The organism is Bradyrhizobium sp. B120, from assembly GCF_049075665.1.
GTDB lineage: Bacteria > Pseudomonadota > Alphaproteobacteria > Rhizobiales > Xanthobacteraceae > Bradyrhizobium.
Window position 1 is genome coordinate 7,085,112 of the sequence record NZ_CP185242.1, and the last position, 25,871, is coordinate 7,110,982.

Below are 25,871 nucleotides of genomic sequence, written 5' to 3' on the forward strand. Positions count from 1 at the left end.
CGGGTGCGCGCGGCAAGCCACCGATCAAGTCATGTCGACGATCGATGCCGAGGCCGCCTTCAGCGTGGGAAAGAGGTCTTGCTGGAGCAGGATCAAGCCAAGCAGATTGAGGCGGAACAGCCCCATCCAGCTTTCGACTGACGCCGTCAACGGCGTCTGCCGGGTACGGTCCGGTGTCTATGGCGAAATGCCGGCATTGTGGATCAATGCGTGTAGCGGTGCGCCAGCAAGTCGTTCCGCGACCTCGGCGGTGGCGTGCGGCACCGTCCGACGAATGCCTAGATCGACGTGGACATGGTTGTCTGTCTCCGAATCCCAAGGACATCGCCCGCCACCGAAGGGTTGCCGCGTGCAAGTGACGATACGCCGGCCCTCTTCTGAAAACGGGTTTCTGATGGCATGACCAACGCCGCGCGAGGGCGTAGCAAGCAGGAGCGTCTTCCGTTCTCGCAGCGGCGTGGAGACAGGCGACCTCCGGTGCGGCAACCGCATTGTCGATTAATAGACCGAGGCCCAAACGCGATTCCCATCTTGTTGCCGCTGCCCCCTGGCGCGCAGCCGGTGCAGGATTTGGGCCAGCACCATAGAAGGGGCAAGCTCGCTTTTTTTGGCGCAATGTGGCTTTCGAATACAGTCGGAGGCGGGTTTCAGACATGAAGCGCGCTTGTATTCTGACAGAATGCGCGCGTGGCGCAGGCCACCGGGAATTGCCTGTTTCGGCAAGATGATCGCTCGCCCGGCCGCTGCCATTGTGTGAACGACGACGCTGTGGTCGGATTTGTCGATGCTGAGCCCGGAGAGTGACCTGACCGCGCCCGGACCCGCGAGGCAAGGCTTGGCGATGGGCTGATAACGTCACATCGCGTGAGGTTGACTGGATCACGCACCCAGAGCGCTCGCCGTCATCGTCTTTGAAGCTGGACCGAGAGTGGCCTAGGCGTCGAGGCTCGACCGATCATCGCAGAGAGGCAGGTTCGTGGCGGTCATTGTGAGGGGCATCGACCAAACGGCGGCGGCTCACAGACACGGCCGACGCCCCTCGTGAGCGGAGCATGTGGCCGAGGCGGTGATCGCGGAAGCGGAAATTTGCGCCTGTCAGCACAAAGAGCCAATGACTACTAAATTCGTTGGGCTGGCTTCTCGGCGGGACTCGCTATCGCCACGCCTACGGCGCAACAGCGGCGTCGCAACTTTCTTCCCCTACCGGCTGCGCCGTCATTCCTAGCGAAACAAGAAAGTTCCTCCTTTGCTGTCCAGCCCCTGCGGGGTGCGCCGTCGATCGCCTCCGGCCTGTCGACCACCATCGAGGCCGCAAGGTGCGGGCTCGGAAAACAGAGATCAAGGAGAACTACCATGGCGACCATCGGCACCTTCAAGAAGACCGGCGACAACGAGTTCACCGGCGAAATCGTCACTCTCTCAGTCCAGGCCAGGAACGTCCGCATCGTCCCCGAAGCCAGCCGCTCGGGCGACAACGCCCCCAGCCACCGGGTCTACGTCGGCCGCGTGGAGATCGGGGCCGCCTGGTCCAAGCGCTCCAACGAGGGCCGCGACTATCTGGGTCTCAAGCTCGACGATCCGAGCTTCACCGCTCCGATCTTCGCCAACCTCTTCGACGACGAGGACGGTGAGGGCTTCAGCCTGATCTGGTCCCGCCCCAGCCGTCGCAACGGCGACTGACCCGACCCAAGATGCCTCGCCCGGCTGGCCCGGGCGGGGCATCGCTCAGCTCAAGAGCTGGCCGTAGACGACCTTCGGTCAGGGGCGACGGAGCAGGTGTGCGCGGTGGAGCAGATCCGGATCAATTGCGGGGGCCCGTCCCGTTCTGATTGGACGTCTTTCATGGCCTCCAGCACGCTGTCGACAATGTCATCCCATGCGGGACAAATTGCGACAAGTCGGTCCAGTACCGTGGGATCCCGTTCGATCTGGCCGAGCGCCTGAGCGCGCCACTGCTCGTTGAAGCTGCTCATCAGCCCCAGGCATTCGACGACCGAACTATCGGGCCGCAAGTGCTCCAACGTCACCGTTTAATTAGATCGGTTGTGTCGACGTTCAGCGCTTCCGCAATCCGGCCAGTACCGTCACGCTGGCCGACACGTCGGCGCGTTCGATTGCGCCGACGCAACGGGGCACTCAATCCTCCTGGTTCAATCAGGTCGCACGCTTCTTCGCCCTCATCACCCAACGCGGCCATCCGTCGTGGCTCACTCGACTCCGCCGCGACCTCGTCAAAAAATCGATCGCTTCATCCGCACCGACTATGCAAATTCACAGCCCTTCGTCTGGACCGCTACCGCTGACCGCATTCTCAAGAAACTCGCGCGACTTTGTCAGCGAATTTCCGGGACTGAACACTAGCACCGTAGCGATACATGTTCCGTAACCAGCCGCGGCATGACACCGATGGTCGTGATCGCATCTTTTCGTTCTGTTTGCGCCTACGGAGACGCTGATTCCTACTGCACGTACAGATTCCATTTTCGTACACGCTTAGGACATCACGCTGGAGAGCGCACAGCCGCTCGATCATGCTGTTTGTCGCCTCACAGCAGATCGGCGGGCGGACGCGGTACGTCCCTCAGTTGCGTCCGGTCCGGCCATCACAGGGCGGGTATCGGTGATGGAGCCGTCGCATTCAGCGAACATCAAAGGGGATATCTCCTCCTGATCGAGCACGTGGACCGCCGGTCTCGCTCACCAGACTCCTCGGCAACCTCGTGTGGGGACTATTCGTCCGAGCCATAAACCGGCAGGCGGATGCCTCGCCTTCCGTCTTTGCTCTTTCCAAGCTTCGGCTCCGGATCGCTTCGCATGGCGGGGAAATGAAATACACGATGCGATTCTCTCGGGCAAAGGGCCTTCAGTAGTCGCAAGTCCGACGAAAGTGTCCGAGTCTGCTTCCGCGAGTGTCCTAATTAGAACAGCGCCACTCGGCGCCGTGATGCCGGTCATGCCGATCGAAGCGCTTGAAAGCCTAACCATCCTCATTCCCCTCCAGGGCTCTCAGTCGGGTTCACCGACGTGAAATTATCGCCTCGAGACTTAAAACCTTGGCACGGCTTGTGCAGACCCCTCCTGCACCGGCTCCATGAATGTTCCTGACCGGTGGCGGAGGGCAAATGAATCGCAAATACTCTCACATCATTTGAACAACGAGCAGGCTACGCGTTGTCCGAAACGAAGCGCGGCACCATAGGCAGCTTTGTTGCTAGCCGAGTCTGTTGGTGGAATCGCATTTCCAAAGGATCGGCACGCGCCACTAGGAATGTTCGAGACCGCTCGCCGGTCGGCGCACTTGAACGAGATCAAGCCAACGGCGAAGAGACGACTCTCCAATTCTATTGGACGTTCTCAACCAAGACGCTCCACAATGGAAAGAAGGCTATTCTGGTAGCACTGATTGCGGTGAGCGACGTGATTTTCAACGACGCTCGCGGCAGGATTCCGCTTGCGCATCGCTTCAGATGGAGCCTGCCTGCCCGGCAGACACGTGGCCGGTTTGTGCCATGACCTCTCAGACGACCAAGCGCGCCGCCGCGATGCGGATGGTGATCCCGTTCGTGTTCAGACATTGGCTTGAGCAGCCGCTACGCGCCGCTGTCGTGATCGCAGGCTTCCTCGGCGCGACCGTCGCCGACCTGTTCATGCCGGTCTATTCCGGCCACCTGGTCGACGCGTTGACCGCGGGCGCCGTCGATTCTACCGCATGCCGCGCGGCGCTGACCGCGTTCGGCGCGATCGTCGCCCTCGGCCTGCTGCAGGTGATCCTGCGGCTGACCGGCCTGCAGGCGATCGTACCGTTTACGCTGAAGACGATGTCCGATGTCGGACAGCAGGCCTTCATGCGCGTGCAGCGCTTCTCGACCGACTGGCACGCCAATTCGTTCGCCGGCTCTACAGTGCGCAAGATCACGCGCGGCATGTGGGGGCTCGACCTGTTGAACAACACCATCCTGGCGGCGCTGTCGCCGTCGCTGGTGGTGCTGCTCGGCTCTATGATCCTGCTCGGCCTGCATTGGCCGCAGCTCGGCGCGGTGGTCGCGATCGGCGCGGTGATCTATGTCGCGATGACGATGAGGCTCACGGTCCGCCACGTCGCGCCGGCCGCCCGCGTCTCCAACGCATGGGATACCAAGGTCGGTGGCACGCTGGCCGACGCCTTGACCTGCAACGCGGTGGTGAAGTCGTTCGGTGCCGAGGCGCGCGAGGACGCGCGGCTCGACGGCGTCATCAGCCGTTGGCGCCGGCGGGTGCGGCGGACCTGGCTGCGCTACACCCACACCGCGGCCGCTCAGCTGATGGTGCTGCTGTGCTTCCGCACCTCGGTGATCGGCGGCGCGATCCTGCTGTGGGCACAGGGCGCCGCCACGCCGGGCGACGTTACCTATGTCTTGACCAGCTACTACATCATCCACGCGTATCTGCGGGATGTCGGCATGCACATCAACAACCTGCAGCGTTCGGTCAACGACATGGAGGAACTGGTGCAGATCCATGGCGAGCCGCTCGGCATTGTCGATGCTGATGATGCCAGGACGATCGACATCCAGGGCGGCCGCATCGTGTTCGACGACGTCACGTTCCATTATGGCGGCCATCGCTTGCCGCTCTATGACGGGCTGTCGGTCGACATCGATGCCGGCGAGCGCGTCGGCCTCGTTGGGCGCTCCGGCTCCGGCAAGACGACCTTCGTCAAGCTGGTGCAGCGGCTCTACGACGTCTCCGGCGGCAAGATCCTGATCGACGGTCAGGACATCGCCAAGGCGACGCAGCAATCGCTGCGCAGCCAGATCGTGATCGTGCAGCAGGAGCCGATCCTGTTCCACCGCACGCTGGCGGAGAACATCGCCTATGGCCGGCCGGGCGCCGGCATGGAGGCGATCGAGCAGGCGGCGCGGCTTGCCAATGCGCACGACTTCATCATGCGGCTGCCGAAGGGCTACGGCACGCTCGTGGGCGAGCGCGGCATCAAGCTGTCGGGCGGCGAACGGCAGCGCGTGGCGCTGGCGCGCGCGTTCCTGGCGGATGCGCCGATCCTGATCCTGGACGAGGCGACATCGAGCCTCGATTCGGAATCCGAGGCGCTGATCCAGCAGGCGATGGAGCGGCTGATGAAGGGCCGCACTTCGATCGTGATCGCGCACCGGCTGTCGACCGTGCGCAGCATGGATCGCATCCTGGTGTTCGATCAAGGCAAGTTCGTCGAGCAGGGCACCCATGCCGCCCTCACCACGCGGCCGGGCGGCATCTATCGCTCCTTGTTCGAGCGTCAGGTCACGGAGTTCGGCCGGATCGACGCGGCGGACTGAATTGGTGGCGCGTGGCTGGCGGAGCCCACCGTCATGATCATCGACGTTCGTCATCGGCATCGAGGCTCGACCGGTCATCGCAGAGAGGCCAGGTTCGTGGCTGTCGTTGTGGCGGAATCGACCAAACGGCGGCGGCACACGGACGCGGGCAGCGACTCTCGTGAATGGGGCGTGCTGCGGAGGCTTGATGGCGGAAGCGAAATCCGTCCATCGCCAGGAAAGAGAGCCAATCGCCATTGATTCGTCGGGCCGGACTCTCTTGGCTCGCAAACCGCCCCGTTCTCCTTGATGTCAGCTCCGTCAGGCCGAGCGCACCGAACGGCCTCTTCGATGGATGAATCTGGCCGAAGGCCGGCTGAAGCCTCGACCGCCTATGGCGCAGCAGCGGCGTCACAACTTTCTTCCCCTGCCGGCTGCGCCGTCATTCCTCGCGAAACAAGAAAGTTCCTCCTTTGCTGTCGAGCCCCTGCGGGGTGCGCCGCCGATCGCCTCCGGCCAGTCGATCACCATCGAGGCCACAATGGACGGCCTGGCGGCTCGGCTTGGGGAGGGCCATGATCATGGAAAGGCATCTACTGCTGTCTCCCAACTTTTGGGTGGACTGGTTAGCGTGGATTTCAGGCGCTCACAAAGAATCGAGCCGACTGCAGTCGAAGACGACGTCATCCATGTGTGCTGGTTTCGCTGAAATACGAGATGTGGGGGCTCGAGAAGCGGAAGCGGGACGAGTATCTCGGGGCGGTTGCGATCCCCTTTTGTGATGGCGACACCGTAGAAGGCGTCTTCGATACGGCCATCGCAGTCGCCGCCTTTGGGGAACGAAGTGAAACGATTTCACACCGGCGGAGTCGACTACAACCGAATCCGCCGGGCCTACGCAAAGTACGTGGAGCGTTCAGAAGCGCAATCAGCGCGACCGCGGATCTAGATCTGGGCAGCACCAAGCTCAGGGGTTAGCCGGGGAAGGCCTCGGAACGTGGCCGGGATCTAGAACCGGGCTCATCTCCTCGATTTTTGCATCGATCTTACTAAGAACAGCGGCCGGAACGACTTCCCGCTCTGGGAGCTGCCACCAATGGTCGTTCACCAACGATACGACCTCCTCGACGGCTGAGATGACCGCCGGTTCAGGTAGCCGGGCGCGATTGGCGAACTTTCGCCAGCGGTCCGGAGTAAGCGCTTTGAAGGATTTCTCTCCTCCTAAAGAGAGCGCCATATCGTCCTTCGGAAAATAAGCGGCGGTTGATAGGACGTCGTACACGGGGGCGATGGCCGGAGTGCAACCATCACCTGGGTATATTGTGGACCAGTTCTTCAAGTGCATGTCGCCGTTGCCGACGAGCGCGGCAAGTGCCAGTCGGCGAACGAATTCGAGTGCGGCATCGGTCGAAACCGCCACGTTCAGCGCGGAGGCGATGTCGTGGTATGATGCGTCATCGTATTTTTTGGATGGCTGCCGACCAAAGATCTGAGCGAAGTCTTCGATGTGAATTCGGGTACCTTTGGCCCCACGGTCGAACCGCTTCACCAGCAAGACCTTGCCGGTCGACAGCGTATTGAATTCTTCGGGAATTCCCTCGAAATCGGATTTTTCGACAAGCTCGCGTTCCGGCACATCCATTCCGAGGACTTCGGACAGCGCCAAAATGGCGAGTTCGTTTTCGGACAATCCGACAAGATTGGCCGAGGGGAATTTTGCGATGTACTGACCTTGCTCGTCGCCGATAGGCAAAGTCAGTCCGCCACCCTTGCCCGTGTTTTTCATCACGGAGAGCTTCATCTGAACTCCCGCCAAGGAAAACCGCGCTTTGATCTCACGTGGATTGTCTTGAACGGCTATCGTGGTGCTGCCGTCGCTCGGCACGACGCGCACTGCACCTGGCAGGTCTTCGCCAAGCGCCGCCAGGAGGTCGAAATCGTTTCCTTGCCTCACTGCTCCCGCGTGGTGCTTTTCCATCGCCTCGCGAAGCTTGTCCTCGGGCAACATATTCGCGAAGAACGCGGGCAGCATGTGTGCTGCGGGCTTCGGATCCTTGCGAAGGCCACCATCGGCGGAGCGGAGCGAGAGGCTTAGTATCGGGGGCTTCGCCATAGCTCGATAGGCCGGATCGAGACTGAAAGCATTGAAATCGCCTGGCGTACGCACGACCGTTCCGACCTTGAGGTCTTGAAGGAACACGTCCAGCGACTGAATGGTGTTAGGGGCGCGGACCCGGGTGCTCATCATCATCATCCATATCGGTGGTGAACGCTGGTCGGTCCTCGTCTTCGGACGGTCGAAGAAGTGCGTTGACGCCGGGCACCATGGCCTGTGGGATCAGCATTAGCTCCATGCCGAGGGCGCGCGCGACGTTAATCAGCGTAGTCGCCCGCGCAGCGGCGCTGCCCTGCTCAATATCGCGGTAACGCGGCCGGGAAATGCCCGCCCGTTCGGCCACCTGCTCTTGAGTCAGGCCCGCTTGCTTTCTTGCATCCCGGAGGAGGCGTCCTAGCTGTTGGGTTGCTTCTGAGTTCCGTTGCATGATCTGTTTACGTATCTTAATTCTTCAAAAAGATATGCAAAGGTATCATTTATTGCAAACCTCGTCAAGACTTAGATCTGTTTACGTATCACGGAACAATAAAAAGATCCTCAAACGTATCTTCAAGGCCAAAGCGCGGTTCCCCAATGCCTAAGGCAATCTTCGACCAGCGCGGGGCGAACACCGCGTCCGCATGGACTTCCATGGCTCCCGCCGCCCACAAAACAGCTGCAGAGCAAAGTCTTCGACGGCGCCGGCGACACGCCAAAATCAAGGAATTTTTTTCATACTTTTTTCAAGTGCAGGCAATAGGTCCGCCGCGGGCGGTTTTGCCCCAGAGCAGATCCACGCTGGTTACCTACGCCAGTAGTTTAACTCCGGTCAGCTTGCCCAACTTATCGATGAGTTCGTCCTGGAAGCTCGGATCAGTCGCCTCATTAGCCGGCTCTTGCTGCCGGAGTTGATGCCAGTAGCGGCCGCTAACTAGCGCGGCTGGATCGTCGCTCACGGCCAGCCAGGCTTGCGTCTTCTGACCCGTTTCGACATCTACCGGGGCGCCCGCGCCACCCATCTTCGTGCGCGCCCAGCCTGGATCGACCGCGTTGCTTAGGACGCTTGGCCAGCGTCGCGCCAGCGCGGACGCAAGCGCGACGAGGTGCAGCTTGCTCTCGGCGTAGGCCCTCGCCGAATCCCAAGACCTTTTCGTCCAATCAAGGTCATCCAACGAGCCTTCCCCGCCACGATGCAGCCCGCTGCTGAGATAGACCAGTCTACCGGGGCGCTCGATAAGTGCCGTCAGCAAGTAGGGCGCAAGAGTATTGATCGCCAGCGTTCCAGCGTGCCCTTCCGGAGTCGAACCACGACTCCGCTGTGTGTAGACGCCAGCGTTATGGATGATCGCATCCATGCGCCCGATCGCGTTCAGTTGGTCCGCGATGCCTTTCGTCTCGGCGCCCCCCAGCAGGTCCCCGACCACAACTCGTTCGGAACGCAACGCGAGCTCTCCGAGGGCTGCGGCGCGATCTGCCGATCGCGCGTGCACCACCACTCGATGCCCCTGATCGAGAAGCGACCGCGCCGCCGCCCGGCCGAGACCATCCGTACTGCCGGTAATGAATACGATCGCCATGCGCTGCACCTCCGGATGTTTCCGAACGCAGTCTACAGCACCGACGCACCACTTCCGATACCGCTCGTCACTGACCTTCTCCAACCAATCTACGTTCGTTCCGGCGGTGGGTGGCTAGTGGGGCTATTTCGGCCACTTACCAAAACCTGCCGCGTATCCAGAAGCCACCATTCCCATGGTCAATATCCTTCGGTCGGAAATCCCGCGTTAAGGGTCAGAGAGGTTTCAAATCGCAAGGATTTGCCAACCATAGATGCTTTCCAAGCCGGCCGCTAACCAATCGAAAATCGATCCGCCTCATGTTCGCGTCTGGAAGCTGAATGGGGAAATCACATGACAGGATCGGCAATTCTGGAGAACGTGCGTCGCTACCGCGCAATCGCTTCGCTGTGCCGTCAAGCCGCAGCATTCCGCCCAGTCCAACGAATCTCATTGCTGACACAGGCCGACGAATGGGAGCAGAGAGCGGTTGGTGAGATCGAAGAATACTTTGACGCCCAAGACTCTCTGATACCCGCTCAGCTCTCAAGCAGCGTCAATTGACCTAGAGCTCAGTGCGAAAGCGGACACGCTTGGCACGTCAGGGGGACAAAGTCGCCTAGGTGCTTGACTATTGTCCCACGAGCTAGTCAAGCGCGGCGAGATCAACCCCGACCATCCGGCTTTGTGGGGTGTTGCAAGGCGCTTCCCGGCCTCAATGCTTGAATGAGCGCCAGATTCTTGCTCGCGATGATCGAACTCTTTGCTGCGACCTCGCGGTTGACATCACAAATATGATCAGCGTCGGTTAGTACCCGCGCTGGCAGGTCCGCCTGCCCCAAGAGAACTGCCGCAAATCGCGGGCGTAAAGGCTAACCATAGGCGCGCCGCACCCGCCAACTGCTTCCAAAGGGTCCCCTTTCGATCACCGGGCCCCTTTTGGCCGACCTGAGGCCCCTCAGTTTCGCTGCGGGAGCTTAAGGGGGCTGAGAGAATCGACAACCACGTCCGCATGATGAGCAAGGTCTTGCATCCTGTCTAACGACCTTCATGTCCTCGAAGGAACTTTCTAGATGTCGTGATCCGGAGTGCTTTGGTACCGTTTCTCGAAAGGGTTTGGTCCCCCTATTTGATACAAGCGCTTTGTTCGCTGGCGGCGCGCAGCCACAGGAATACTTATTATAAGCGCTTGCTGCGACCCCGACGCGGCTCGGCAATCCATCCCTTTAATACGATCTACTATCTTGTTGCGCGATCTCGCTGCCATCGCGGTTTCGAGCGTCAGCGGCGATCTGCAAGATGCATCGGCACCACACGACTGGACGCCATTCCGGTAGCTCAAGTTTCGACGGTTCATGCCACGTTTTGCCGTAATTCCTGCTGGTTCCTGGCCACGTCGTATGTCAGCTGCAGTCGCAGCCGGGTATTGCGGCGAACCAACCGCTGAGGCCTTCCTCAAGCGTGTCGGGAAGGAGTATCCTTTGCCCCGCGTAAAGGAAGGGCGCCGGCAGCTATGGCTCAGGGACGATCTGGACGCGGCAATTCTGCCGCGGGAAATGGCCTTCACAACCGACATCGCCGCGGATTTGTGAACGTGGAGCTACCCCGCTACGTCATCCCGAAGAAACTGGCGTCCGGAAAGACAGCATTCTACTACAACCTTCCCACGCGATATCGGAAGATGGGCTGTCCAGTGCCGAACGAACCGTTGGGCACCGACTACGCCAAAGCGTGCGGCGCAGAGGGCCGGGCGGCGACGCTGAACGGTCTGTTCGAGGAATGGATGGACGCCCTCAAGGGACTCCCCATATCGAGCGAAGCTGCACCCCGGATCGGCACGATTGATTGGCTCTTCCGAGAATACAGACAGAGCCGCGCCTACCTCGAGAAGGTCAAGCCGCGATCGCGCCGGAATTACGAATGGAACATGCGCGAGATCTGCGACACATTGACCAAGCGTGGCGACCGCGTCGGCAGCCGGCCGATCAAGTCTGTGACGCCGCTTGGAGCGGACAAGCTGTACGATACGTTCGTCAAGGGCCGCAAAGGCAACCGGCTGCGCACCGCCGAAAAGCTGGTCGTTCTCTGCCGCAAAGCCTGGCGTGTGGTGCATCGGCTGCACCCGGCCGAGTTTCCATCAGACATCCCGAACCCTTGGCTGGGCGTCACCATGGCGACCCGGGTCAAATTGGTGAAGCATGCCGTCACGCGAGAACAGGCCTACAAGTTCGCGCACGGCTGCGTGGAGCGCGGCGAGCCGGAGTGTGGTGCTGCGGCGGTTATCTGCTTCGAGTGGCTGCAGCGCCCGGAGAACGTGATTGCCGGCCACATCAAATGGACCGACTACCGGACGGGCCCGAAACCGACGATCCGGATCGAGCACCACAAGACCGGCGCCGTAATCGACCATCCCCTGGAGGATCAACTGCCCTCCGGAGAGATCGTCAAATTCTATGAGGAGGCCGAGGCAGTGCTCGCCAAGCTGACGCGCCGCGGCGTGCAGATGATCTTGCGGGAGATCGTCCCCAAGCGCCGCGGTTCAGACGAGGGTAAGAAGACCGTCGTCAAGCCCTACTCGTTCTCCGGCATGCAGAAGATCGTCCAGCGCATGCGGAAAGAGATAGGCCTACCCGAAGAGTTCACCCTGGACGCTTGCCGGCACGGCGGCATGACTGAGCTCGAGGAGGCCGAACTGACCGAGGGACAAGGCCGCGCCCTATCAGCCCACCGAACCCGAGAAAGCTACGCCGGGTATGCCAAACGAACCGAAGCCCGGATGCTGTCGGCGACTCGGAAACGCCACGCGCACATGCTTGCAAACCAAGCGGCAACAGATGTTCAGAATGAGGGGGCGGACCGCATTCAGAATGCCGGATCGAAACAAAGGCAGAACAACCTGATAAATCAAGGCGATAGACTGGCTGGGGCGGGAGGGATCGAACCTCCGAATGGCGGAATCAAAATCCGCTGCCTTACCGCTTGGCTACGCCCCAACGCGCCGATCGAAGGCCACGCCGGTCTATAGGGTGAGTCCGGCCTTTTCAACAGGGCGGCGCGTGAAAAGGCAGGAAAGCCGCAGGTTGATTGCCGGCACCCTTATTATAGGGCGACTTATCGGGCGACGCTGCGGTGGCCGAAACAGACCGGGCGATGTCCGCTCGGACAGTTGAGAGGCCGCTGGTTTCATGGGAAGACAATTTCCAAACGCCTCGTCGGGAGTAACGCCATGACCTACCGTGCGCCGATCAACGATATCCTGCTGTCCCTCAATCACGGCGCGGGGCTCGCTGCCGCCGTGGCGGCCGGCCACTACGGCGACTTCGACGGCGACATCACCGCTGCCGTCCTGGAAGAAGCCGGCAAGTTCGCCTCCGATGTGCTGGCGCCGCTGAACAAGGTCGGCGACGAGCACGGCATCAAGCTCGACAACGGCAAGGTGACGACTGCGCCCGGCTGGCCCGACGCCTATCAGCGCTGGACCGCCGCGGGATGGAACGCGGTGTCCGGGCCGGAAGCGTTCGGCGGCCAGGGCCTGCCGCTCGCGATCAACGCCGCCTGCACCGAGATCTGGAGCGCATCGAACGTCGCCTTCGGCCTCTGCCCGCTGCTGACGCTGTCGGCGATCGAGGCGCTCGACGCGCATGGCAGCGCCGAGCTGAAGAAGACCTATCTCGAGAAGCTCGTGACCGGCGAATGGACCGGCACCATGCAGCTCACCGAGCCCAACGCCGGCTCCGACGTCGGCGCACTGCGCACCCGCGCCGAGCGCGCGCCTGACGGCACCTACCGCATCAAGGGCACCAAGATCTTCATCACCTATGGCGAGCACGACATGACCGACAACATCGTGCATTTCGTGCTCGCACGATTGCCCGATGCGCCCGCCGGCACCAAGGGGATCTCGCTGTTCCTGGTTCCGAAATTCATGGTCAATGCCGACGGCTCGCTCGGCGAGCGCAACGACATCCATGCGAGCGGCGTCGAGCACAAGCTCGGCATGCACGCCTCGCCGACCTGCACCATGACCATGGGCGACAAGGGCGGCGCGATCGGCTTTCTGATCGGCGAGGAAAACGCGGGCATGCGCTGCATGTTCACGATGATGAACCAGGCCCGGCTCGGCGTCGGCCTCGAGGGCGTCGGCATTGCCGATCGCGCCTATCAGCAGGCGCTGGCCTATGCGCAGGAACGCCGCCAAGGAAAAGCGATCGGCCACAAGGGCGACGGGATGGATCCGATCATCGTGCATCCCGACGTCAAGCGCATGCTGATGCAGATGCGCAGCATGACGGCTGCGGCGCGCACGATCTGCTACGCCACCGCGGTCGCGCTCGACGTCTCGGTGCGCGCCAAGGACGCCAAGGTGCGCGCGGACGCCGCGGCACGCGGCGCGCTGCTGACCCCGATCGCCAAGGCGTTCTCCACCGACATCGGCAACGAGGTCGCCTATCTCGGCGTGCAGGTCCATGGCGGCATGGGCTTCATCGAGGAGACCGGCGCCGCGCAGCATTACCGCGACGCCCGCATCACCTCGATCTATGAGGGTACCAACGGCATCCAGTCGATCGACCTCGTCACTCGCAAGCTCGGCGCCAATGGCGGCGCTTCGGTGTGGGCGCTGCTCGACGAGCTCGCCGCCACCATCAAGCAGGTCGAGACCTCCAACGATCCGGCATTCGGCACCACGGGCACCAAGCTGCGCGACGCCCATGCCGCGCTCGAGCGCACCAGCCAATGGCTGCTCGAGCGGCTGGCCTCCGCGCCGAACGAGGCGCTGGCCGGCGCGACGCCCTATCTGCGGCTGTTCAGCGCCGCGCTCGGCGGCTGCATGCTTGCCGGCGAGGCGCTGGCCGCCAAGGCGAACGGCGAAGCCGAGCCGCAGCGCTACGTCGCGCTGGCGCGCTTCTTCGCCGAGAACATCTCGGTGCAGGCGCCATCGCTGGAGAAGACCGTGACCGAGAGCGCCGAGGCCATAACCGGCGCGGATGCGGTGCTGGCGGGGTAGGACGCTTTCCGCTGCGATCGCGGGAGAAGGCCCAAAGCGCCGTACTCGCCATAGGCCCCTCCCGCTCGTTTGATGCATACATGCTGTCGTCCCTGCGAAAGCAGAGCCCATACTCCGCGGCGGAGGTTGGCAGGCGGGACTCGTCATTGTCGTCCTGGCCTAGTGCGCAATTGCGCGCCGCGGCCAGGACCCATAACCACCGCATTTGATTGTGAACGAGATCGTGGCCCCAGCGTCGCGCTGCAATGCTCATTTGGGGTAATGGGTCCTGGCTTTCGCCAGGACGACAGCGAATGGTTGGCATTGCCCACATCCTCGATCGTCGTCCCTGCGAAAGCAGGGACCCATAATCACAGGGTCGCGTTGTTGAAGAGGGCTGTGGCCCCAGCGTCGCGCAACAAGCAGCATTCGTGGTTATGGGTCCCTGCTTTCGCAGGGACGACAGTGAGTGTGTTGCGCGATCTCGGGCAAGTTCGGTGTCATCACCCGCGCATGCGGGTGATCCAGTATTCCAGAGACGCCGGTGCTTGAGCCGAGAGGCTGCGGCGCACTGGATAGCCCGGTCAAGCCGGGCGATGACAGCTGAAGATGAGGACGGGGGCTTGCGCCGCCGGGCAAATCAATGATTGGGCTTCCGCCATCCCCGTCGGCACCGACTAGGACCCCCGTCGCCTGCCAATCGGTTTCGCCGTCACGGCAAAAAGCCGCACGACCCTTTTGTCAACGATCCCGGCGAGACGAGCGAAACTCCCTGGGACCGTCCAGCAGATCATGCTTGCGGGCAGACTGATCGATCCGGCTGGCCGAATGATCTGTCATGGCGTTGATGGCCGTGCCGGCCAGGTTCTGCGCGCGCTGCCGGCGCTTCTCGTCCATCGATCGAACATCCCGGCCTTCGGCTCGCCGACGACAGTGTTCGTCAGAGATGCGTTCCTGGAGACATCCATCGCCTCGATAAGGTCGCTGCTTCATCTTGCACGCTCCCTCCAACAGGATTGCGGTACGGAGGACTAACTCTCTCGGGGGCCGCTGGTTCGCGGCGGCAACTGACTGAGTGCCGGAAATTTCGGTGCCAGCAATCTGGGCTTCTTCGGCGGAGCGGCAATCAATCCGTCCCGTATCGCCTGCTTGCGGGCAAGCTTGCGGGCTCGCCGCGCGGCCTCGGCTTTCTCCCGAATCTTTCTTTCCGAAGGCTTTTCGAACGAGCGGCGGCGCTTCATCTCTCTGAAGACGCCTTCGCGCTGCATCTTCTTCTTCAGAACGCGCAGTGCCTGGTCGATATTGTTGTCCCTGACAAGAACCTGCAACGGATCACCTCTCGCGGTAGAAGACAGTCAAGCGCACAAACACGAATGCCCGCTCTATCGGTGACAGAGCGGGCCGCACTGCCATTCCAGTACATCCGTGAAACGGCAGCCGATCAACAAGGTGACGAAAGCTTCAGCCGCGGTGCTGATAGCACCGCGCCTTCCCTTTCATCCGACGATGTCTTTGAAAAAGGGTCCCCTGGGACCGATCTACAAGGCTCAAGGCCAGTCGATACAATACAAGTATACACTTATCTCAGCTATGCAAGGTGCAATTGCCAGTTCCGGGGTTTATCTCGCTCGCTGCAAGCGTTCGAGATCGTGGCCGGAAGACGATAGCGGGCTCGAGCGAGCGCGTGAGCGGTTCCTTGAATCGATATCATTGTTGAGTAGCAAATTCGGACCTGCTGACGCAGAGTGCGGCGCTGCCGGGTGAATTCAGCGCGCCGGCACTCGAGAGCCTGGGCAGCTCCCATCGCAAAGAGGGAGCCGCAATTGGCAACCCGCTATTATTTCGACATCCGCAACGGCGAGGAACTCTATGCCGACAGGCAGGGCATCGAGCTGCGCGACGAGGAGACTGCCGCCCACGAAGCGATGCAGTCGTTGCTCAGCATGGCGAAAGACAACCCGCCCTCGGACAAACACAGTCTGCTGGCGTTCGAGGTCCGCACCGACCAAGGGCCGTTGTTTCAGGTCAGCCTCAATCGGGGCATAACGAGGCACTAGTTTCGAAAGACGAGGCAGCGCCCGCCGATTGCCTCCAGCCGCGCGCAGAGCTGGTTGGCGCGTTCGCGCGTCGTCTCGGCAACCCGGAGCAGATACCAGGTTGCCGAGCCAGGCCCCGCCATACGCGCTCTCAGGACGAGCGGCGCGCGATCGCCGAGCACGGATGCAAAGCGCTTCTGAAGCTGCTGGTAGTCGGCGAGGACCCTGGATTGCGACGGACCGCCGGCCAATTGGAGTCCCCAAGGTCCCCACGCCGCTTGCTGTGCAATTGTCACGGCCTCTCTCGGGGCCGCAGGCAGCGCCCTGATGAGCATGCCGCGCACGATGTCACCGCAGGCCATGGCAGCGTCGGTGTGGACTCGGTCCTCTACCGAGCCCTGCGCCCATTCCTCGGCAGACTTGCCGGTAATGATCCTGACATAGGCGCGTGTTTCGCCCGGCAGATTTCCACGTCCCGCCAACCAATCCTGAACGCGCCGCGGGCCGCCATTATAGGCAGCCGCCGCAAGGCCAAGATTGCCGAATTGCGCGCGCAGTTCGCGAAGCCAGCGGGCGGATTCCTGCAAGGCAGGCAGTGGCTCGAACGGGTCAGCCAGGCCGCGCCAGCGCGCGGTGCCGGGCATGAATTGGGCAATTCCCTGGGCACCGGCCGGACTAACTGAACCCGGATCGAAATTGCTTTCCTGCCAGATCAGCCGGACGAAGAAATCCGGCGGCAAGCCGTTCTCCAATGCGGCCTGCTCCAATGCCTTGCAGTATTGTTGCGGCCCGTCGAGCTTCGAAGGCGGTGGCGCCGGCGACGGAACGGATGAGGATTGATGGTCTGACGCCGACCGATCGGCCTGACCATTGTTCTCTCCGATGTTCGTACTTGGACGAGATGTTTCCGTCTGAGCTGACCCTGCGTCTTGCGCGGCCGGTTTCACGGCCGGGTCGCCGACAGGTTCGGCGCTTGCCAAGCGGACGAACAGCAGAAGGCAGACCGAGCCGATCGCCGCTCGTGGAAATCGATGAACCAGCTGCGGCCTGAAAATCGACTGCATGAAAGCGATCATCACCGGGAGTATCTGTTCACCCGATCATAGCATCAGCACCGCCTGGCCGGCAGAAATCTGGGATGCGGACCTCATCGGGGTTATCTTGACGTAAATCCGGAACATTTTTGGCGGGTGGATGGAACAAACGGAGCTATGCTCGCCTTGTGAGTTCGCGCAATTCCGCGCGGGAGGAATATCTCGGTGAGATATGTTCAGTGGATTACTGCAGGGGTGTCGTTATTGATTTTGGCGTTTGTCAGCCCTGCGTCCGCGAGGTTGGGAATAGCGCCGATTGCGGCCCAAGACGCAGCCGTCATTCAGGTAAGGGGCGGCCATGGACACGGCCACGGACATGGCGGTTGGCACGGCAATCGCGGTCATCACTACGGATGGTACCGCGGCCGGGGCAACTGGAAGCACCGTCACTGAAGCTGTCCGGGAGTTGCGACCAAGGGGCCAAATCTCGAAGTCGCCGGGTAGACCGGCGACTTCAATGCAGGCTTGATCCTCTACTTGCGCTTGTCGTTCATGCGATCGCCCGGCGTATATTCAGACGCGCCCTTTGCCCGGCCTACCGTGCCTTTGTCGTGCATACGATCCCCGGGGCTGTATTCAGACGCGCCGGGCCCGGTGCTGCTCTTCGAATTTTGCATCTCATGGCCCGGGCTGGACTGCGAAGCGCCCGGAGATGCCGTTCCGCCGCCGCTCTTCGGCGTCTGCGCCACAGCGAATGAGGCTGTGCCAAGCAGCAATGCGGTTGCGACTGCAATTGCCTTTGTCATTGCGGTTCCCTCTCTTGGAAGCCCCTTTCAGCCAACAGCGGAAGAAGCCGGTTCGTTCCGCCGCGTCGCCCCAGGGGTCGGACGCATTGACGTCTAGTGATCGGACAGGCTTCCGACGATCGATGCGCGGCGGGACAGTTCGATCCAGTTGCCGTCCGGATCGAGGATCATGGAAATCCGCGCGACCTCGCCAAGCGTCACCGGCGCGAGGCCCTCGCGCACGCCCTTGGCGCGCAGTCCGTCGTGCACGGCGTCGATATCGGCGACTTGCAGCGTGATGTAGCGCCAGCCGCGCGCACCTCGAACCGGATCGACGGTCGCGGCCCGATCTTCCCTGAGCAGGATCAGGCTCTCGCCGAGGCGAAACGCCGGACCGCTCGACCAGGATTGCTCGGCGAAGCCGAGAATGTCGCCGTAGAATTTGCGATGCGCGGCGAGGTCGCGCACGGCCATGGAAACGGCAATTTGGGTGATGCCGTCATGTCCGGGCGCCACCAGGCAAACGCCGTTGCCGTCGGGATCAGCCATGCGCTCCGGCGCTCCAACGCCGTCTCGCGTAACGATCAGTTCGCGATAGCCGCTCGGTGCCGCATCCGGCAGCGGCTCGACATGATGGTTGAGCTTGATGACCGACCCATGCGCGTCGTGCCGGTACTGCTTCTGCCCGCGCCGGATCGGTTGCACATGATCGAAGCGAAGCCCGGCGTCCCGCTGCCAGAACCGCAGCATCGGCTCCAGATTGTTGGTGGAAAGGCCGACGTCGATCACGTTCTTTGCGAGTTGCATGTCCGGTCTCCCCAGCCGCCGTGCGCGCTCGCTGGGCCGGCTCAGCCGGGAAAGCGATCGCCGAACATCGGCAGGCCGCTGCGCGACTGTTCGCGCGTCGCCTCATCCTGGATGACGTCCCAGTGCTCGGCGAGCACGTCACCCTCCATGCGCACGATGTCGGCGACGACCCATGCCGCCGGCAGGCCATGACCGCTGAACCGGCCGTGCAGAATGACGAAATCGCCGCTCGCCGCGCCGACATGGTTCTCATAGCGCAGCGTCGCGGGCAAGCCCTCGACGAGATCGAACAGCCCGTCCCGGCCGGGCGCAATATGCGCGCTGTGCTGGACGTAGCGCGGCGACCAGAGCCGCTCGGCGGCGGCATAGTCGCGCTTGTTGAACAGAGTATCGAACGCGTCCAGCACGAACTGGACGCGGCGATCTTGGTTCGACGCGTTCATGGCTTCGTTCCCTTGACGATATCAGGGCTACTTGATCAGAATTACTTGCGCACCAGCGGGATCTGCAGATTGGTCGGCCGGTTCTGCTCGGCGTCGAAGCCGCGGCCGTCGACATTGCGAGCGCCCCAGAACAGCAGGTCGCCCCTAAGATAGACCAGGTCGTATTCCATGAAGTTAGTGCCTTCCTTCAGCGCAAACGGCGCGAAGGACTTGCCGAAGATGCTCTGCGGCGCGTCGACCGCCCACGGCGCGTAGCCGGCAGAGGCGATTTTGTTGAGCACATCGGCAAAGCCCTGCGCCAGCGGCGTGACCTCGTAGGCCTCGTCGGCGACGAAGTCGACCTTCTGCGCGCCCGGTGCGATTGGATGCGCGCCCTGCCACTGCATGTGCCCGACGATCCTGATCCGCGCCAGCGGCACCTTGCCATACGGATCGGCCGAGTTGACCACCACGAGCTCGAACCGGTCGGAGGACTGATAAATGAAGGCGCGCTTGAGATAGAACGGCTTGATCGAGCCGTCGGGATTCTTGCTCGGCCGGATCTCGGGCGCGATGCTTTCCCAGTTTCCGGCAAGTGCCTGCTTGATCGTTGCGATGTCCGTATCCATGGCGCTTGCCCTCGTTTGATTGCCGGAAGATTGCGCGGCGGCGCTGCCGAATCCGGTCAGCACGCTGCCGGCACCGGTCAGCACCAATGCCAACAACGCCACGGCAATCCCCTTCGACATGTGCGTGATCCCTGAAGTAGCCGAGGCGCTCAGCGCTGTTGAACGGCAGCCGCGGCCTTGCGGATGACATCGAGCACGAGGCCGGGTTGCGACAGCATCGGCACGTGACTGCTGTCGGCCTCGACGACGGCGGCGCCCATGCGTTTTGCGACGAAGTGCTGCAACTCGGGATGCACGGTGCGGTCCCGCCTCGCCACGACATACCAGCTCGGCTTCGCGCGCCACGTGGTGCCCTCGACCTTCTGGTCGAACAGATCGGGCACCGGGACGCCTTGCGTTGCCCAGACCAGCGCCTGCTCCTGCTCTGAAAGGTCGCCGGCAAAACAGACGGTGCCGCTCGGCTTCAGCCAGATGCGCCCGTCGGCGACCTCGATATGCGAGAACACGTCGGTGACCGGAAACTTCGCTTGCAGGCTCTGCGACGTCTCGTCGGCGTCGGGCGCGAGTGCTGCGATGTAGACGAGACCGGCGACGCGCGGATCGGCGCCGGCTGCGGTGATGACGGTGCCGCCATAGGAATGGCCGACCAGGATCGCGGGGCTGCTGACCGGTCCCAGCGCGGCCGTCACGGCCGCAACGTCGGTCGCGAGCGCGTCGAGGCCGTATTGCGCGGCGATCACCTCGTGTCCCTCGGCCTGAAGTGACGGGATCAGCTTGCCGAAGCACGAGCCGTCGGCCCAGAGCCCGTGAGCGAACACAATGCTCGGTTTATTTTGCTTGGACATGGTTGGCTCGCTGTCATGTTGTGGTCACGCCGTCTTCACGGCTCGCCGCTGTGTCGAGCCGGACAGACCAGACGAGATGGGCTCTGCCTGCGAGGCAGATCCCGTGATCGGAATACGCTTCGCTATAGAGGGCGCTGGCCGACTTGAAAAAGACTTTGTAAGCTGGCCCCATGCCTGCGAGACATGCCCGCGAGAGCTGGCAACGCGACTTGGCAGGCGGTGATTGGGGGATTGTGATGGAGCTCCGGCATCTCCGCTACTTCGTTGCCGTGGCCGATGCCGGCAGCCTGACGGTTGCCGCCGAGCAGAAGCTCCACACCTCGCAGCCTTCGCTCAGCCGGCAGATCCGCGATCTCGAGGAGGAGGTCGGTGTGCAACTGTTGAATCGCGGCGCGCAGGGCATCGAGCTGACCGCGGCCGGCAAGGCATTCCTCGACCATGCCCGCATGGCGCTGTTGCAGGCCGAGGCCGCCAAGGAAGCGGCGCTGCGCGCAGCCCAGCCGCCGAAGCCTGTCTTCTCGCTCGGCTTCCTGTCGGGCGCCGAAATCGATCTGCTGCCCGAGGTGACCCGCGTGTTGCGCGAGGAATTTCCCGGCATCGACATCCGCCTGTCGAGCGACTACTCGCCCTTGCTCGCCAAGGCCCTGATGCGGCGCAAGCTCGATGCGGCCTTCATGCGCGCCGACGAGAGCATGGAGGATCTGGCGCACAAGCGCGTGCGCACCGATCCGCTGGTGTTCGTGTTTCCGAGCAACCATCGGCTGGCGGCGCAGTCAGCCGTCGCGCCGGAAGACATCGCGGGCGAGACCTTCTATCTGCCGTCCAAATCCGCGCCGGCGGTGCGCCGCGTCGTGCTGGACTATTTCAACCGCGTCGGCATCGATCCGAGGCCGGAGCACGAGGTGCACAATGTCGTGCACGCGATATCGATGATCACCTCGACGCATGGCGTGATGCTGCTGCCGGCCTACACGGCGCGCTATCTGCCCGATAGCATCACGACGCGGCCGGTGCAGGGCGAGGCGCCGACGCCGGATCTCGTGATCGCCTATCACAAGGCCAACAAATCGCCGATCCTGAAACTGTTGCTGTCGCGGGTCGGCCGGCTGGCCGCGGCGCCGGCCTGATCCCTTCAATCCAGTGAGGACCGAAATGCCCGCAGGCCTCGTTCAGACCTTTCGCGCCTTTGCTTACAACAACGCCTGGGCCAATCATCGCCTGCTCACGGCATGCGGCGGTCTCAGCCAGACGGAGTTCGCCGCCGCGCGGACCGGATTCTTCCCGAGCCTGCAGGCGACGCTGAACCACATCCATGTCATCGATCTGTTCTACGTCGACGCGCTCGAAGGTGGCTGGCTCGGGCCGAAGGCGTGGGCGAACGAGGTGCCCTACCCGTCAGTGGCGGCGCTGCAAGCAGCGCAAGGCGCGATCGACCAGCGCCTGATCGCTCACTGCGATGCGCTGACGCCTGAACGGCTCGATGATGTGGTCAAGGTCAATCGCGACAGCTCGGTGCAGACCGAGCGGCGCGACCGCCTGCTGATGCATCTGTTTCAGCACCAGATCCATCATCGCGGCCAGGCCCACGCCATGCTCTCCGAGACCACCGTCAAGCCGCCGCAGCTCGACGAATTCTTCGCCGCCGGCGAGGCGCCGCTCCGGGCGGCCGAGTTCAAGGACCTTGGCTGGAGCGAAGCCACGGTCTGGGGCGGCTGAACGCCAGGTTCCGCACGCGATCGGGCGGCGGCGCGGATCGGTTCCCGATCCGGAACAAGGTCTTGAATCCCGGCGCCTCCGCGCTCACCTCAGGTGAAACGTGGGGATCTCCAGACATGCCATTCGCCAATCACCGGGGCCAGCGCATTCATTACACCGTTGAGGGGTCCGGGCCGCTGATCGTGCTGCAGCACGGCCTGCTGCTCAACGCCACCAGCTGGAAGCAGTGCGGCGTGGTCGACGCGCTCGCCGATCGCTTCCGCGTCGTCTGCGTCGATTCGCTCGGACATGGCCTGAGCGACAAGCCCGCTGATCCCGAATTCTACGATCAGGAACAACGCGCCGGCGATATCGTCGCCGTGATCGACGATCTCGGCCACGAGCGCGCCCATGTGGTCGGACATTCGATGGGCGGCTGGGTGGCGGTCGGCGTCGCCCGGTTCTTCCCGGCGCGGCTGGCGTCGCTGGCAATCGGCGGCTGGGACTTCCTCACCGGGCTGCCGCGCAGCAACGCCGGCCCGCTGACGTATGGCGCCTTCATGACGTTTGCACGCCGTACCGCGCCGCAGCTCACGGGATGGGTCACGTCCGACCTCGAGGGCGGCGTGCGCGCCTGCTTCGATGCGCTCGGCCAGATCGACGGCGCCAGGGACGCCGTGCTGTCCTCACGCGTGCCGGTGCTGCTCTGGAACGGACAGGACGACGCACCGCATGTGCCGATGCAGCGCTTTGCCGCGGAGAACGGCTTGGACGCAATGTCGGTCCCCGGCGATCATCTCGGCGCCCTGGTTCATCACGGTGTGGAGGTTGGCCGGGGGATCGGCTCGTTCGTCGGACGCGGCTGAGCCGAGTACGATGCAGGGTTACGTACGACGGCGCCGGTTGGGCTTGCGCACCGGCGACCTGGAAATCGCGAAACTCCGGTTAACTGCATTGCGCCGTTCTCATGCTCGCCCGCAGGGAAAAGCGGAGCAGAACACGCTGGAGCCCTTGGGGCTTGCACGGGATCATGTAGGATAGCGGTCACGACCTCCGCCGGCGACGCTGCCGGCCGACCCTCGGACCGCTTACTCTGGGACTGCTTGATGACCGCGCATGTCATAGTCACCGACGAAGCCGCCACACGCGTGATCCGGCTGCGCAGGCCCGAGAAGAAGAACGCGATCACCGAGGAGATGTTTCGCGCGATCAGCGATGCGATCGATAAGGCGCAGAACAATCCGAAGATCCGCTGCTTGATCATCACCGGCGGCTCCGGCGTGTTCACCGCGGGCAACGACATCGAGGACCTGCTCGCGCAGGGCACCTCGACCGGCGAGACGCCGCCCGCCTCCGACCTGGTCAAGTTCCTGTATTCACTGGCCCACAATGTGAAGCCGATCATCGCCGCCGTCGACGGCGTCGCGATGGGCATCGGCACCACGATGCTGTTTCACTGCGACTATGTGCTGGCGAGCAAGGCCGCGCTGTTCTCGACGCCGTTCTCCAATTTCGGCCTGGTGCCGGAAGGCGCCTCCAGCCTGCTGATGCCACGGACGATGGGCCATCAGCGCGCCTTCGCGATGCTGGTGATGGGCCGCACCATGTCGGCCGACGACGCCCGCGTCGCCGGTTTCGTCAACACCGTGGTGGCGCCGGGACATGCCGAGGTCGAGGCGCACAAGGTGGCGCGCGAGATCTGCGCGCTGCCGGCCGAGGCGGTGGCGATCTCGCGCCGCCTGATCCGGCTGCCGCCCGAGGACGTCACCCGCCGCATCGAGCAGGAGAACCATCTGTTCAGCGAGCGGATGCGCTCCAACGAGGCGGTCAGCGCCTTCAAGGCCTTCATGGCGCGCACGAAGGATTGAAACGAAGCGTCGCAAAATTGTAGTGGCGTCGCGCCATGATCGTGTGTTCCATGATCGTGCACGCCATGGACAGGTCATGAGACAGCCCCGCCTTACGCCCCTCGCCGCGCTCTACGCATTCGGACTGGCCGCGGCAGGCCCCTGCCTGGCGCAGACCACAGCGCCGGTGAGCCTGCGCATTCTCGCGATCAACGATTTCCACGGCTATCTGCGGCCGCCGCCGAGCGGCATCCGCATCACCGATCCCGCTGACGCGACCAAAAAGATCATGGTGCCCGCCGGCGGCGCCGAGCGATTGGCCACCGCCGTTAAGCAACTGCGTGAAGGCCACAAGAACAATATCTTCGTCGCGGCCGGCGACCTGATCGGTGCGAGCCCGTTCTTGTCGGCGATGTTTCACGACGAGCCGACCATCGAGTCGCTGTCGATGATGGGGCTTGCGATCTCGTCGGTCGGCAATCACGAATTCGACGAGGGCAAGGACGAGCTCCTGCGGATGCAGAATGGCGGCTGCCACCCGGTCGACAAGTGCCAGGGGCCGCATCCCTTCCTGGGGGCCAAATTCCGCTATCTGGCCGCCTCCACGATCGACAAGGCCTCCGGCAAGCCGGTGTTTCCGCCCTACGAGATCAAGGAATTCGACGGCATACCGGTCGCGTTCATCGGGCTGACGCTGAAGAACACGCCGAACCTGGTGTCGCCGGCCGGCGTCGCCAGCCTCGACTTCCGCGACGAGGCCGAGACCGTCAATGCGCTGGTCCCCGAGCTGAAGGCGAAGGGCGTCGAGGCGATCGTGGTCTTGATCCACGAGGGCGGCTTTCCGACCGGCGACTATAATGAATGCCCCGGCATCTCGGGACCGATCGTCGACATCGTCAAGAAGTTCGATCGCGCGGTCGACGTCGTGATCTCCGGCCACACCCACCAGGCCTATGTCTGCGAGATCGACGGACGGCTCGTCACATCAGGCGACAAATACGGCACGCTGGTTACCGCGATCGATCTTCAGCTCGATCCGAAAAGCCATGACGTGATCAACGCCAAGGCCGACAACACCATTGTGAAGATCGGCGGCACTGCCAAGGACCCGGAGCAGAGCGCGCTCCTGGAATCCTACGACCGGCTGGCCGCGCCGATCGCCAACCGTGCGGCCGGCTCGGTCACGGAAACGCTGTCGCGCACGCCCGCCGAGACCGGCGAAAGCGTGCTCGGCGACATCGTCGCCGACGCGCAGCTGCGCGCGACCAGCTCCGAGCCGAATGGCGGCGCGGTGATCGCCTTCACCAATCCCGGCGGCGTGCGCACCGACATCGTCAAGCGCGAGGACGGCGCCGTCACCTATGCCGACATCTTCGCCAGCCAGCCGTTCCGCAACCAGCTCGTGACGATGACGCTGACCGGCAAGCAGCTCAAGGACGTGCTGGAGCAGCAATGGGCCGACCCGAAACGGCCGCGCGCCCTGCAGGTCTCGAAGGGCTTTGCCTATGCGTGGGATGCGAGCAAGGGCGACGGCGCGCGCATCATCGCCGCGCGGATGTCGCTCGACGGCAAGCCGATCGACCCGGCCGCGAGCTATCGCGTCACCGTGAACAACTATCTCGCCGAGGGCGGCGACGGCTTCACGGTGTTCAAGGAAGGCACGGCGCAGCAGTTCGGCATCTACGACGTCGATGCGCTCTATGCCTATTTCAAGGCCAACAGCCCGGTCGGCCCGGCGGCCGGCAAGCGGATCGAGCGGATCAATTGAAGTGCGGGCATGGAACATCCGTGGGCCGGAGACAGGCCTTTCCGGCGAGCCGGTAACGGCCTAAATTAGACGTTCCT

General features: G+C 63.0%; 23 protein-coding genes, 1 tRNA gene and 1 pseudogene. 12 read left to right on the top strand and 13 right to left on the bottom strand.

The window, feature by feature from the left end; genetic code table 11:
- Positions 1 to 24: 24 nt before the first annotated feature.
- Positions 25 to 150 (bottom strand): hypothetical protein, encoded by a 126-nt coding sequence (locus tag ACOIX3_RS32915; RefSeq protein WP_420966133.1) that lies wholly within the window; start codon positions 148 to 150, stop codon positions 25 to 27.
- A gap of 1,203 nt (positions 151 to 1,353) precedes the next feature.
- On the opposite strand from ACOIX3_RS32915, the gene ACOIX3_RS32920 reads away from it, so the two are divergent.
- The 4 genes and pseudogenes from ACOIX3_RS32920 to ACOIX3_RS32935 all read left to right on the top strand — a co-directional run bounded on the left by ACOIX3_RS32920 (position 1,354) and on the right by ACOIX3_RS32935 (position 6,000).
- The gene (locus tag ACOIX3_RS32920; protein WP_420966134.1) at positions 1,354 to 1,680 is read left to right on the top strand and encodes a DUF736 domain-containing protein; all 327 of its coding nucleotides are present in this window, start codon (positions 1,354 to 1,356) and stop codon (positions 1,678 to 1,680) included.
- Between the two features lie 454 nt (positions 1,681 to 2,134).
- Positions 2,135 to 2,361: pseudogene (locus ACOIX3_RS32925) on the top strand (IS630 family transposase); the annotation flags it as partial.
- A 1,148-nt stretch (positions 2,362 to 3,509) separates the two neighbouring features.
- The gene (locus ACOIX3_RS32930; RefSeq protein ID WP_420966135.1) at positions 3,510 to 5,312 is read left to right on the top strand and encodes an ABC transporter ATP-binding protein; all 1,803 of its coding nucleotides are present in this window, start codon (positions 3,510 to 3,512) and stop codon (positions 5,310 to 5,312) included.
- A gap of 334 nt (positions 5,313 to 5,646) precedes the next feature.
- Complete coding sequence (locus tag ACOIX3_RS32935; RefSeq protein ID WP_420966136.1) at positions 5,647 to 6,000, top strand: hypothetical protein; 354 nt, start codon at positions 5,647 to 5,649, stop codon at positions 5,998 to 6,000.
- A 258-nt stretch (positions 6,001 to 6,258) separates the two neighbouring features.
- Here ACOIX3_RS32935 and ACOIX3_RS32940 read toward each other — a convergent pair whose 3' ends face one another.
- From ACOIX3_RS32940 to ACOIX3_RS32950, 3 genes are all read right to left on the bottom strand, one after another.
- Positions 6,259 to 7,536, bottom strand: a complete 1,278-nt coding sequence (locus tag ACOIX3_RS32940; protein ID WP_420966137.1) for a type II toxin-antitoxin system HipA family toxin — start codon at positions 7,534 to 7,536, stop codon at positions 6,259 to 6,261.
- Positions 7,511 to 7,834: a helix-turn-helix domain-containing protein gene (locus ACOIX3_RS32945; RefSeq protein WP_420966138.1), complete on the bottom strand. Its 324-nt coding sequence runs from the start codon at positions 7,832 to 7,834 to the stop codon at positions 7,511 to 7,513. Before ACOIX3_RS32945 ends, ACOIX3_RS32940 begins: the two co-directional genes overlap by 26 nt.
- A gap of 358 nt (positions 7,835 to 8,192) precedes the next feature.
- Positions 8,193 to 8,963: an SDR family NAD(P)-dependent oxidoreductase gene (locus tag ACOIX3_RS32950; RefSeq protein WP_420966140.1), complete on the bottom strand. Its 771-nt coding sequence runs from the start codon at positions 8,961 to 8,963 to the stop codon at positions 8,193 to 8,195.
- A 333-nt stretch (positions 8,964 to 9,296) separates the two neighbouring features.
- Between ACOIX3_RS32950 and ACOIX3_RS32955 the strand changes: the two genes are divergently transcribed.
- Positions 9,297 to 9,506, top strand: a complete 210-nt coding sequence (locus tag ACOIX3_RS32955; RefSeq protein ID WP_420966141.1) for a hypothetical protein — start codon at positions 9,297 to 9,299, stop codon at positions 9,504 to 9,506.
- A gap of 1,573 nt (positions 9,507 to 11,079) precedes the next feature.
- Here ACOIX3_RS32955 and ACOIX3_RS32960 read toward each other — a convergent pair.
- Both ACOIX3_RS32960 and ACOIX3_RS32965 read right to left on the bottom strand, forming a co-directional pair.
- Complete coding sequence (locus tag ACOIX3_RS32960; protein ID WP_420966142.1) at positions 11,080 to 11,367, bottom strand: hypothetical protein; 288 nt, start codon at positions 11,365 to 11,367, stop codon at positions 11,080 to 11,082.
- Positions 11,368 to 11,860: 493 nt separating this feature from the next.
- Positions 11,861 to 11,935, bottom strand: a tRNA-Gln gene (locus ACOIX3_RS32965).
- Positions 11,936 to 12,168: 233 nt separating this feature from the next.
- Between ACOIX3_RS32965 and ACOIX3_RS32970 the strand changes: the two genes are divergently transcribed.
- A complete protein-coding gene (locus ACOIX3_RS32970) occupies positions 12,169 to 13,947 on the top strand; it encodes an acyl-CoA dehydrogenase (RefSeq protein WP_420966143.1) in 1,779 nt (592 codons plus the stop codon).
- 720 nt (positions 13,948 to 14,667) lie between these two features.
- On the opposite strand, the gene ACOIX3_RS32975 is transcribed toward ACOIX3_RS32970, so the two are convergent.
- The gene (locus ACOIX3_RS32975) at positions 14,668 to 14,823 is read right to left on the bottom strand and encodes a hypothetical protein (RefSeq protein ID WP_420966144.1); all 156 of its coding nucleotides are present in this window, start codon (positions 14,821 to 14,823) and stop codon (positions 14,668 to 14,670) included.
- 134 nt (positions 14,824 to 14,957) lie between these two features.
- Positions 14,958 to 15,254, bottom strand: coding sequence for a 30S ribosomal protein S21 (gene rpsU, locus ACOIX3_RS32980; RefSeq protein WP_420966146.1), 297 nt, complete (start codon positions 15,252 to 15,254; stop codon positions 14,958 to 14,960).
- 495 nt (positions 15,255 to 15,749) lie between these two features.
- Here rpsU and ACOIX3_RS32985 point away from each other — a divergent pair, with 495 nt between their 5' ends.
- Positions 15,750 to 15,983 carry a DUF6894 family protein gene (locus ACOIX3_RS32985; RefSeq protein ID WP_420966148.1) on the top strand — a complete coding sequence of 78 codons (234 nt, stop codon included), beginning with the start codon at positions 15,750 to 15,752 and terminating at the stop codon, positions 15,981 to 15,983.
- On the opposite strand, the gene ACOIX3_RS32990 is transcribed toward ACOIX3_RS32985, so the two are convergent.
- From ACOIX3_RS32990 to ACOIX3_RS33010, 5 genes are all read right to left on the bottom strand, one after another.
- Positions 15,980 to 17,038, bottom strand: a complete 1,059-nt coding sequence (locus tag ACOIX3_RS32990; RefSeq protein WP_420966150.1) for a lytic transglycosylase domain-containing protein — start codon at positions 17,036 to 17,038, stop codon at positions 15,980 to 15,982. The genes ACOIX3_RS32985 and ACOIX3_RS32990 overlap by 4 nt on opposite strands.
- An 857-nt stretch (positions 17,039 to 17,895) precedes the next feature.
- Positions 17,896 to 18,588, bottom strand: coding sequence for a VOC family protein (locus ACOIX3_RS32995; protein WP_420966151.1), 693 nt, complete (start codon positions 18,586 to 18,588; stop codon positions 17,896 to 17,898).
- A gap of 41 nt (positions 18,589 to 18,629) precedes the next feature.
- The gene (locus ACOIX3_RS33000; RefSeq protein ID WP_420966152.1) at positions 18,630 to 19,031 is read right to left on the bottom strand and encodes a nuclear transport factor 2 family protein; all 402 of its coding nucleotides are present in this window, start codon (positions 19,029 to 19,031) and stop codon (positions 18,630 to 18,632) included.
- Between the two features lie 41 nt (positions 19,032 to 19,072).
- Positions 19,073 to 19,759, bottom strand: a complete 687-nt coding sequence (locus ACOIX3_RS33005) for a hypothetical protein (RefSeq protein ID WP_420966153.1) — start codon at positions 19,757 to 19,759, stop codon at positions 19,073 to 19,075.
- Between the two features lie 29 nt (positions 19,760 to 19,788).
- The gene (locus ACOIX3_RS33010; protein WP_420966154.1) at positions 19,789 to 20,484 is read right to left on the bottom strand and encodes an alpha/beta fold hydrolase; all 696 of its coding nucleotides are present in this window, start codon (positions 20,482 to 20,484) and stop codon (positions 19,789 to 19,791) included.
- 236 nt (positions 20,485 to 20,720) lie between these two features.
- Here ACOIX3_RS33010 and ACOIX3_RS33015 point away from each other — a divergent pair, with 236 nt between their 5' ends.
- From ACOIX3_RS33015 to ACOIX3_RS33035, 5 genes are all read left to right on the top strand, one after another.
- Positions 20,721 to 21,611, top strand: a complete 891-nt coding sequence (locus tag ACOIX3_RS33015) for a LysR substrate-binding domain-containing protein (protein WP_420966155.1) — start codon at positions 20,721 to 20,723, stop codon at positions 21,609 to 21,611.
- A 25-nt stretch (positions 21,612 to 21,636) separates the two neighbouring features.
- Entirely contained in the window at positions 21,637 to 22,200 is a 564-nt protein-coding gene (locus tag ACOIX3_RS33020) for a DinB family protein (RefSeq protein ID WP_420966157.1), read from the top strand.
- Between the two features lie 116 nt (positions 22,201 to 22,316).
- On the top strand, positions 22,317 to 23,045 hold the full coding sequence (locus ACOIX3_RS33025) for an alpha/beta fold hydrolase (RefSeq protein WP_420966159.1): 729 nt from the start codon (positions 22,317 to 22,319) through the stop codon (positions 23,043 to 23,045).
- Positions 23,046 to 23,285: 240 nt separating this feature from the next.
- Positions 23,286 to 24,047, top strand: coding sequence for a crotonase/enoyl-CoA hydratase family protein (locus tag ACOIX3_RS33030; protein ID WP_420966160.1), 762 nt, complete (start codon positions 23,286 to 23,288; stop codon positions 24,045 to 24,047).
- Positions 24,048 to 24,123: 76 nt separating this feature from the next.
- On the top strand, positions 24,124 to 25,794 hold the full coding sequence (locus ACOIX3_RS33035; RefSeq protein ID WP_420966161.1) for a bifunctional metallophosphatase/5'-nucleotidase: 1,671 nt from the start codon (positions 24,124 to 24,126) through the stop codon (positions 25,792 to 25,794).
- Positions 25,795 to 25,871 lie beyond the last annotated feature (77 nt).

Excerpts from the sequence above, each read along its gene's own strand:
- ACOIX3_RS33000 (WP_420966152.1), bottom strand. The coding sequence starts at position 19,031 with ATGAACGCGTCGAACCAAGATCGCCGCGTCCAGTTCGTGCTGGACGCG.
- ACOIX3_RS32940 (WP_420966137.1), bottom strand. The coding sequence starts at position 7,536 with ATGAGCACCCGGGTCCGCGCCCCTAACACCATTCAGTCGCTGGACGTG.
- ACOIX3_RS32955 (WP_420966141.1), top strand. The coding sequence starts at position 9,297 with ATGACAGGATCGGCAATTCTGGAGAACGTGCGTCGCTACCGCGCAATC.
- ACOIX3_RS33010 (WP_420966154.1), bottom strand. The coding sequence starts at position 20,484 with ATGTCCAAGCAAAATAAACCGAGCATTGTGTTCGCTCACGGGCTCTGG.
- ACOIX3_RS32945 (WP_420966138.1), bottom strand. The coding sequence starts at position 7,834 with ATGCAACGGAACTCAGAAGCAACCCAACAGCTAGGACGCCTCCTCCGG.
- ACOIX3_RS33025 (WP_420966159.1), top strand. The coding sequence starts at position 22,317 with ATGCCATTCGCCAATCACCGGGGCCAGCGCATTCATTACACCGTTGAG.
- ACOIX3_RS32950 (WP_420966140.1), bottom strand. The coding sequence starts at position 8,963 with ATGGCGATCGTATTCATTACCGGCAGTACGGATGGTCTCGGCCGGGCG.
- ACOIX3_RS32975 (WP_420966144.1), bottom strand. The coding sequence starts at position 14,823 with ATGGACGAGAAGCGCCGGCAGCGCGCGCAGAACCTGGCCGGCACGGCC.
- ACOIX3_RS32920 (WP_420966134.1), top strand. The coding sequence starts at position 1,354 with ATGGCGACCATCGGCACCTTCAAGAAGACCGGCGACAACGAGTTCACC.
- ACOIX3_RS33020 (WP_420966157.1), top strand. The coding sequence starts at position 21,637 with ATGCCCGCAGGCCTCGTTCAGACCTTTCGCGCCTTTGCTTACAACAAC.
- ACOIX3_RS33035 (WP_420966161.1), top strand. The coding sequence starts at position 24,124 with ATGAGACAGCCCCGCCTTACGCCCCTCGCCGCGCTCTACGCATTCGGA.
- ACOIX3_RS32995 (WP_420966151.1), bottom strand. The coding sequence starts at position 18,588 with ATGCAACTCGCAAAGAACGTGATCGACGTCGGCCTTTCCACCAACAAT.
- ACOIX3_RS33015 (WP_420966155.1), top strand. The coding sequence starts at position 20,721 with ATGGAGCTCCGGCATCTCCGCTACTTCGTTGCCGTGGCCGATGCCGGC.
- ACOIX3_RS32970 (WP_420966143.1), top strand. The coding sequence starts at position 12,169 with ATGACCTACCGTGCGCCGATCAACGATATCCTGCTGTCCCTCAATCAC.
- ACOIX3_RS33030 (WP_420966160.1), top strand. The coding sequence starts at position 23,286 with ATGACCGCGCATGTCATAGTCACCGACGAAGCCGCCACACGCGTGATC.
- ACOIX3_RS32990 (WP_420966150.1), bottom strand. The coding sequence starts at position 17,038 with ATGATCGCTTTCATGCAGTCGATTTTCAGGCCGCAGCTGGTTCATCGA.
- ACOIX3_RS32935 (WP_420966136.1), top strand. The coding sequence starts at position 5,647 with ATGAATCTGGCCGAAGGCCGGCTGAAGCCTCGACCGCCTATGGCGCAG.
- ACOIX3_RS33005 (WP_420966153.1), bottom strand. The coding sequence starts at position 19,759 with ATGTCGAAGGGGATTGCCGTGGCGTTGTTGGCATTGGTGCTGACCGGT.
- ACOIX3_RS32930 (WP_420966135.1), top strand. The coding sequence starts at position 3,510 with ATGACCTCTCAGACGACCAAGCGCGCCGCCGCGATGCGGATGGTGATC.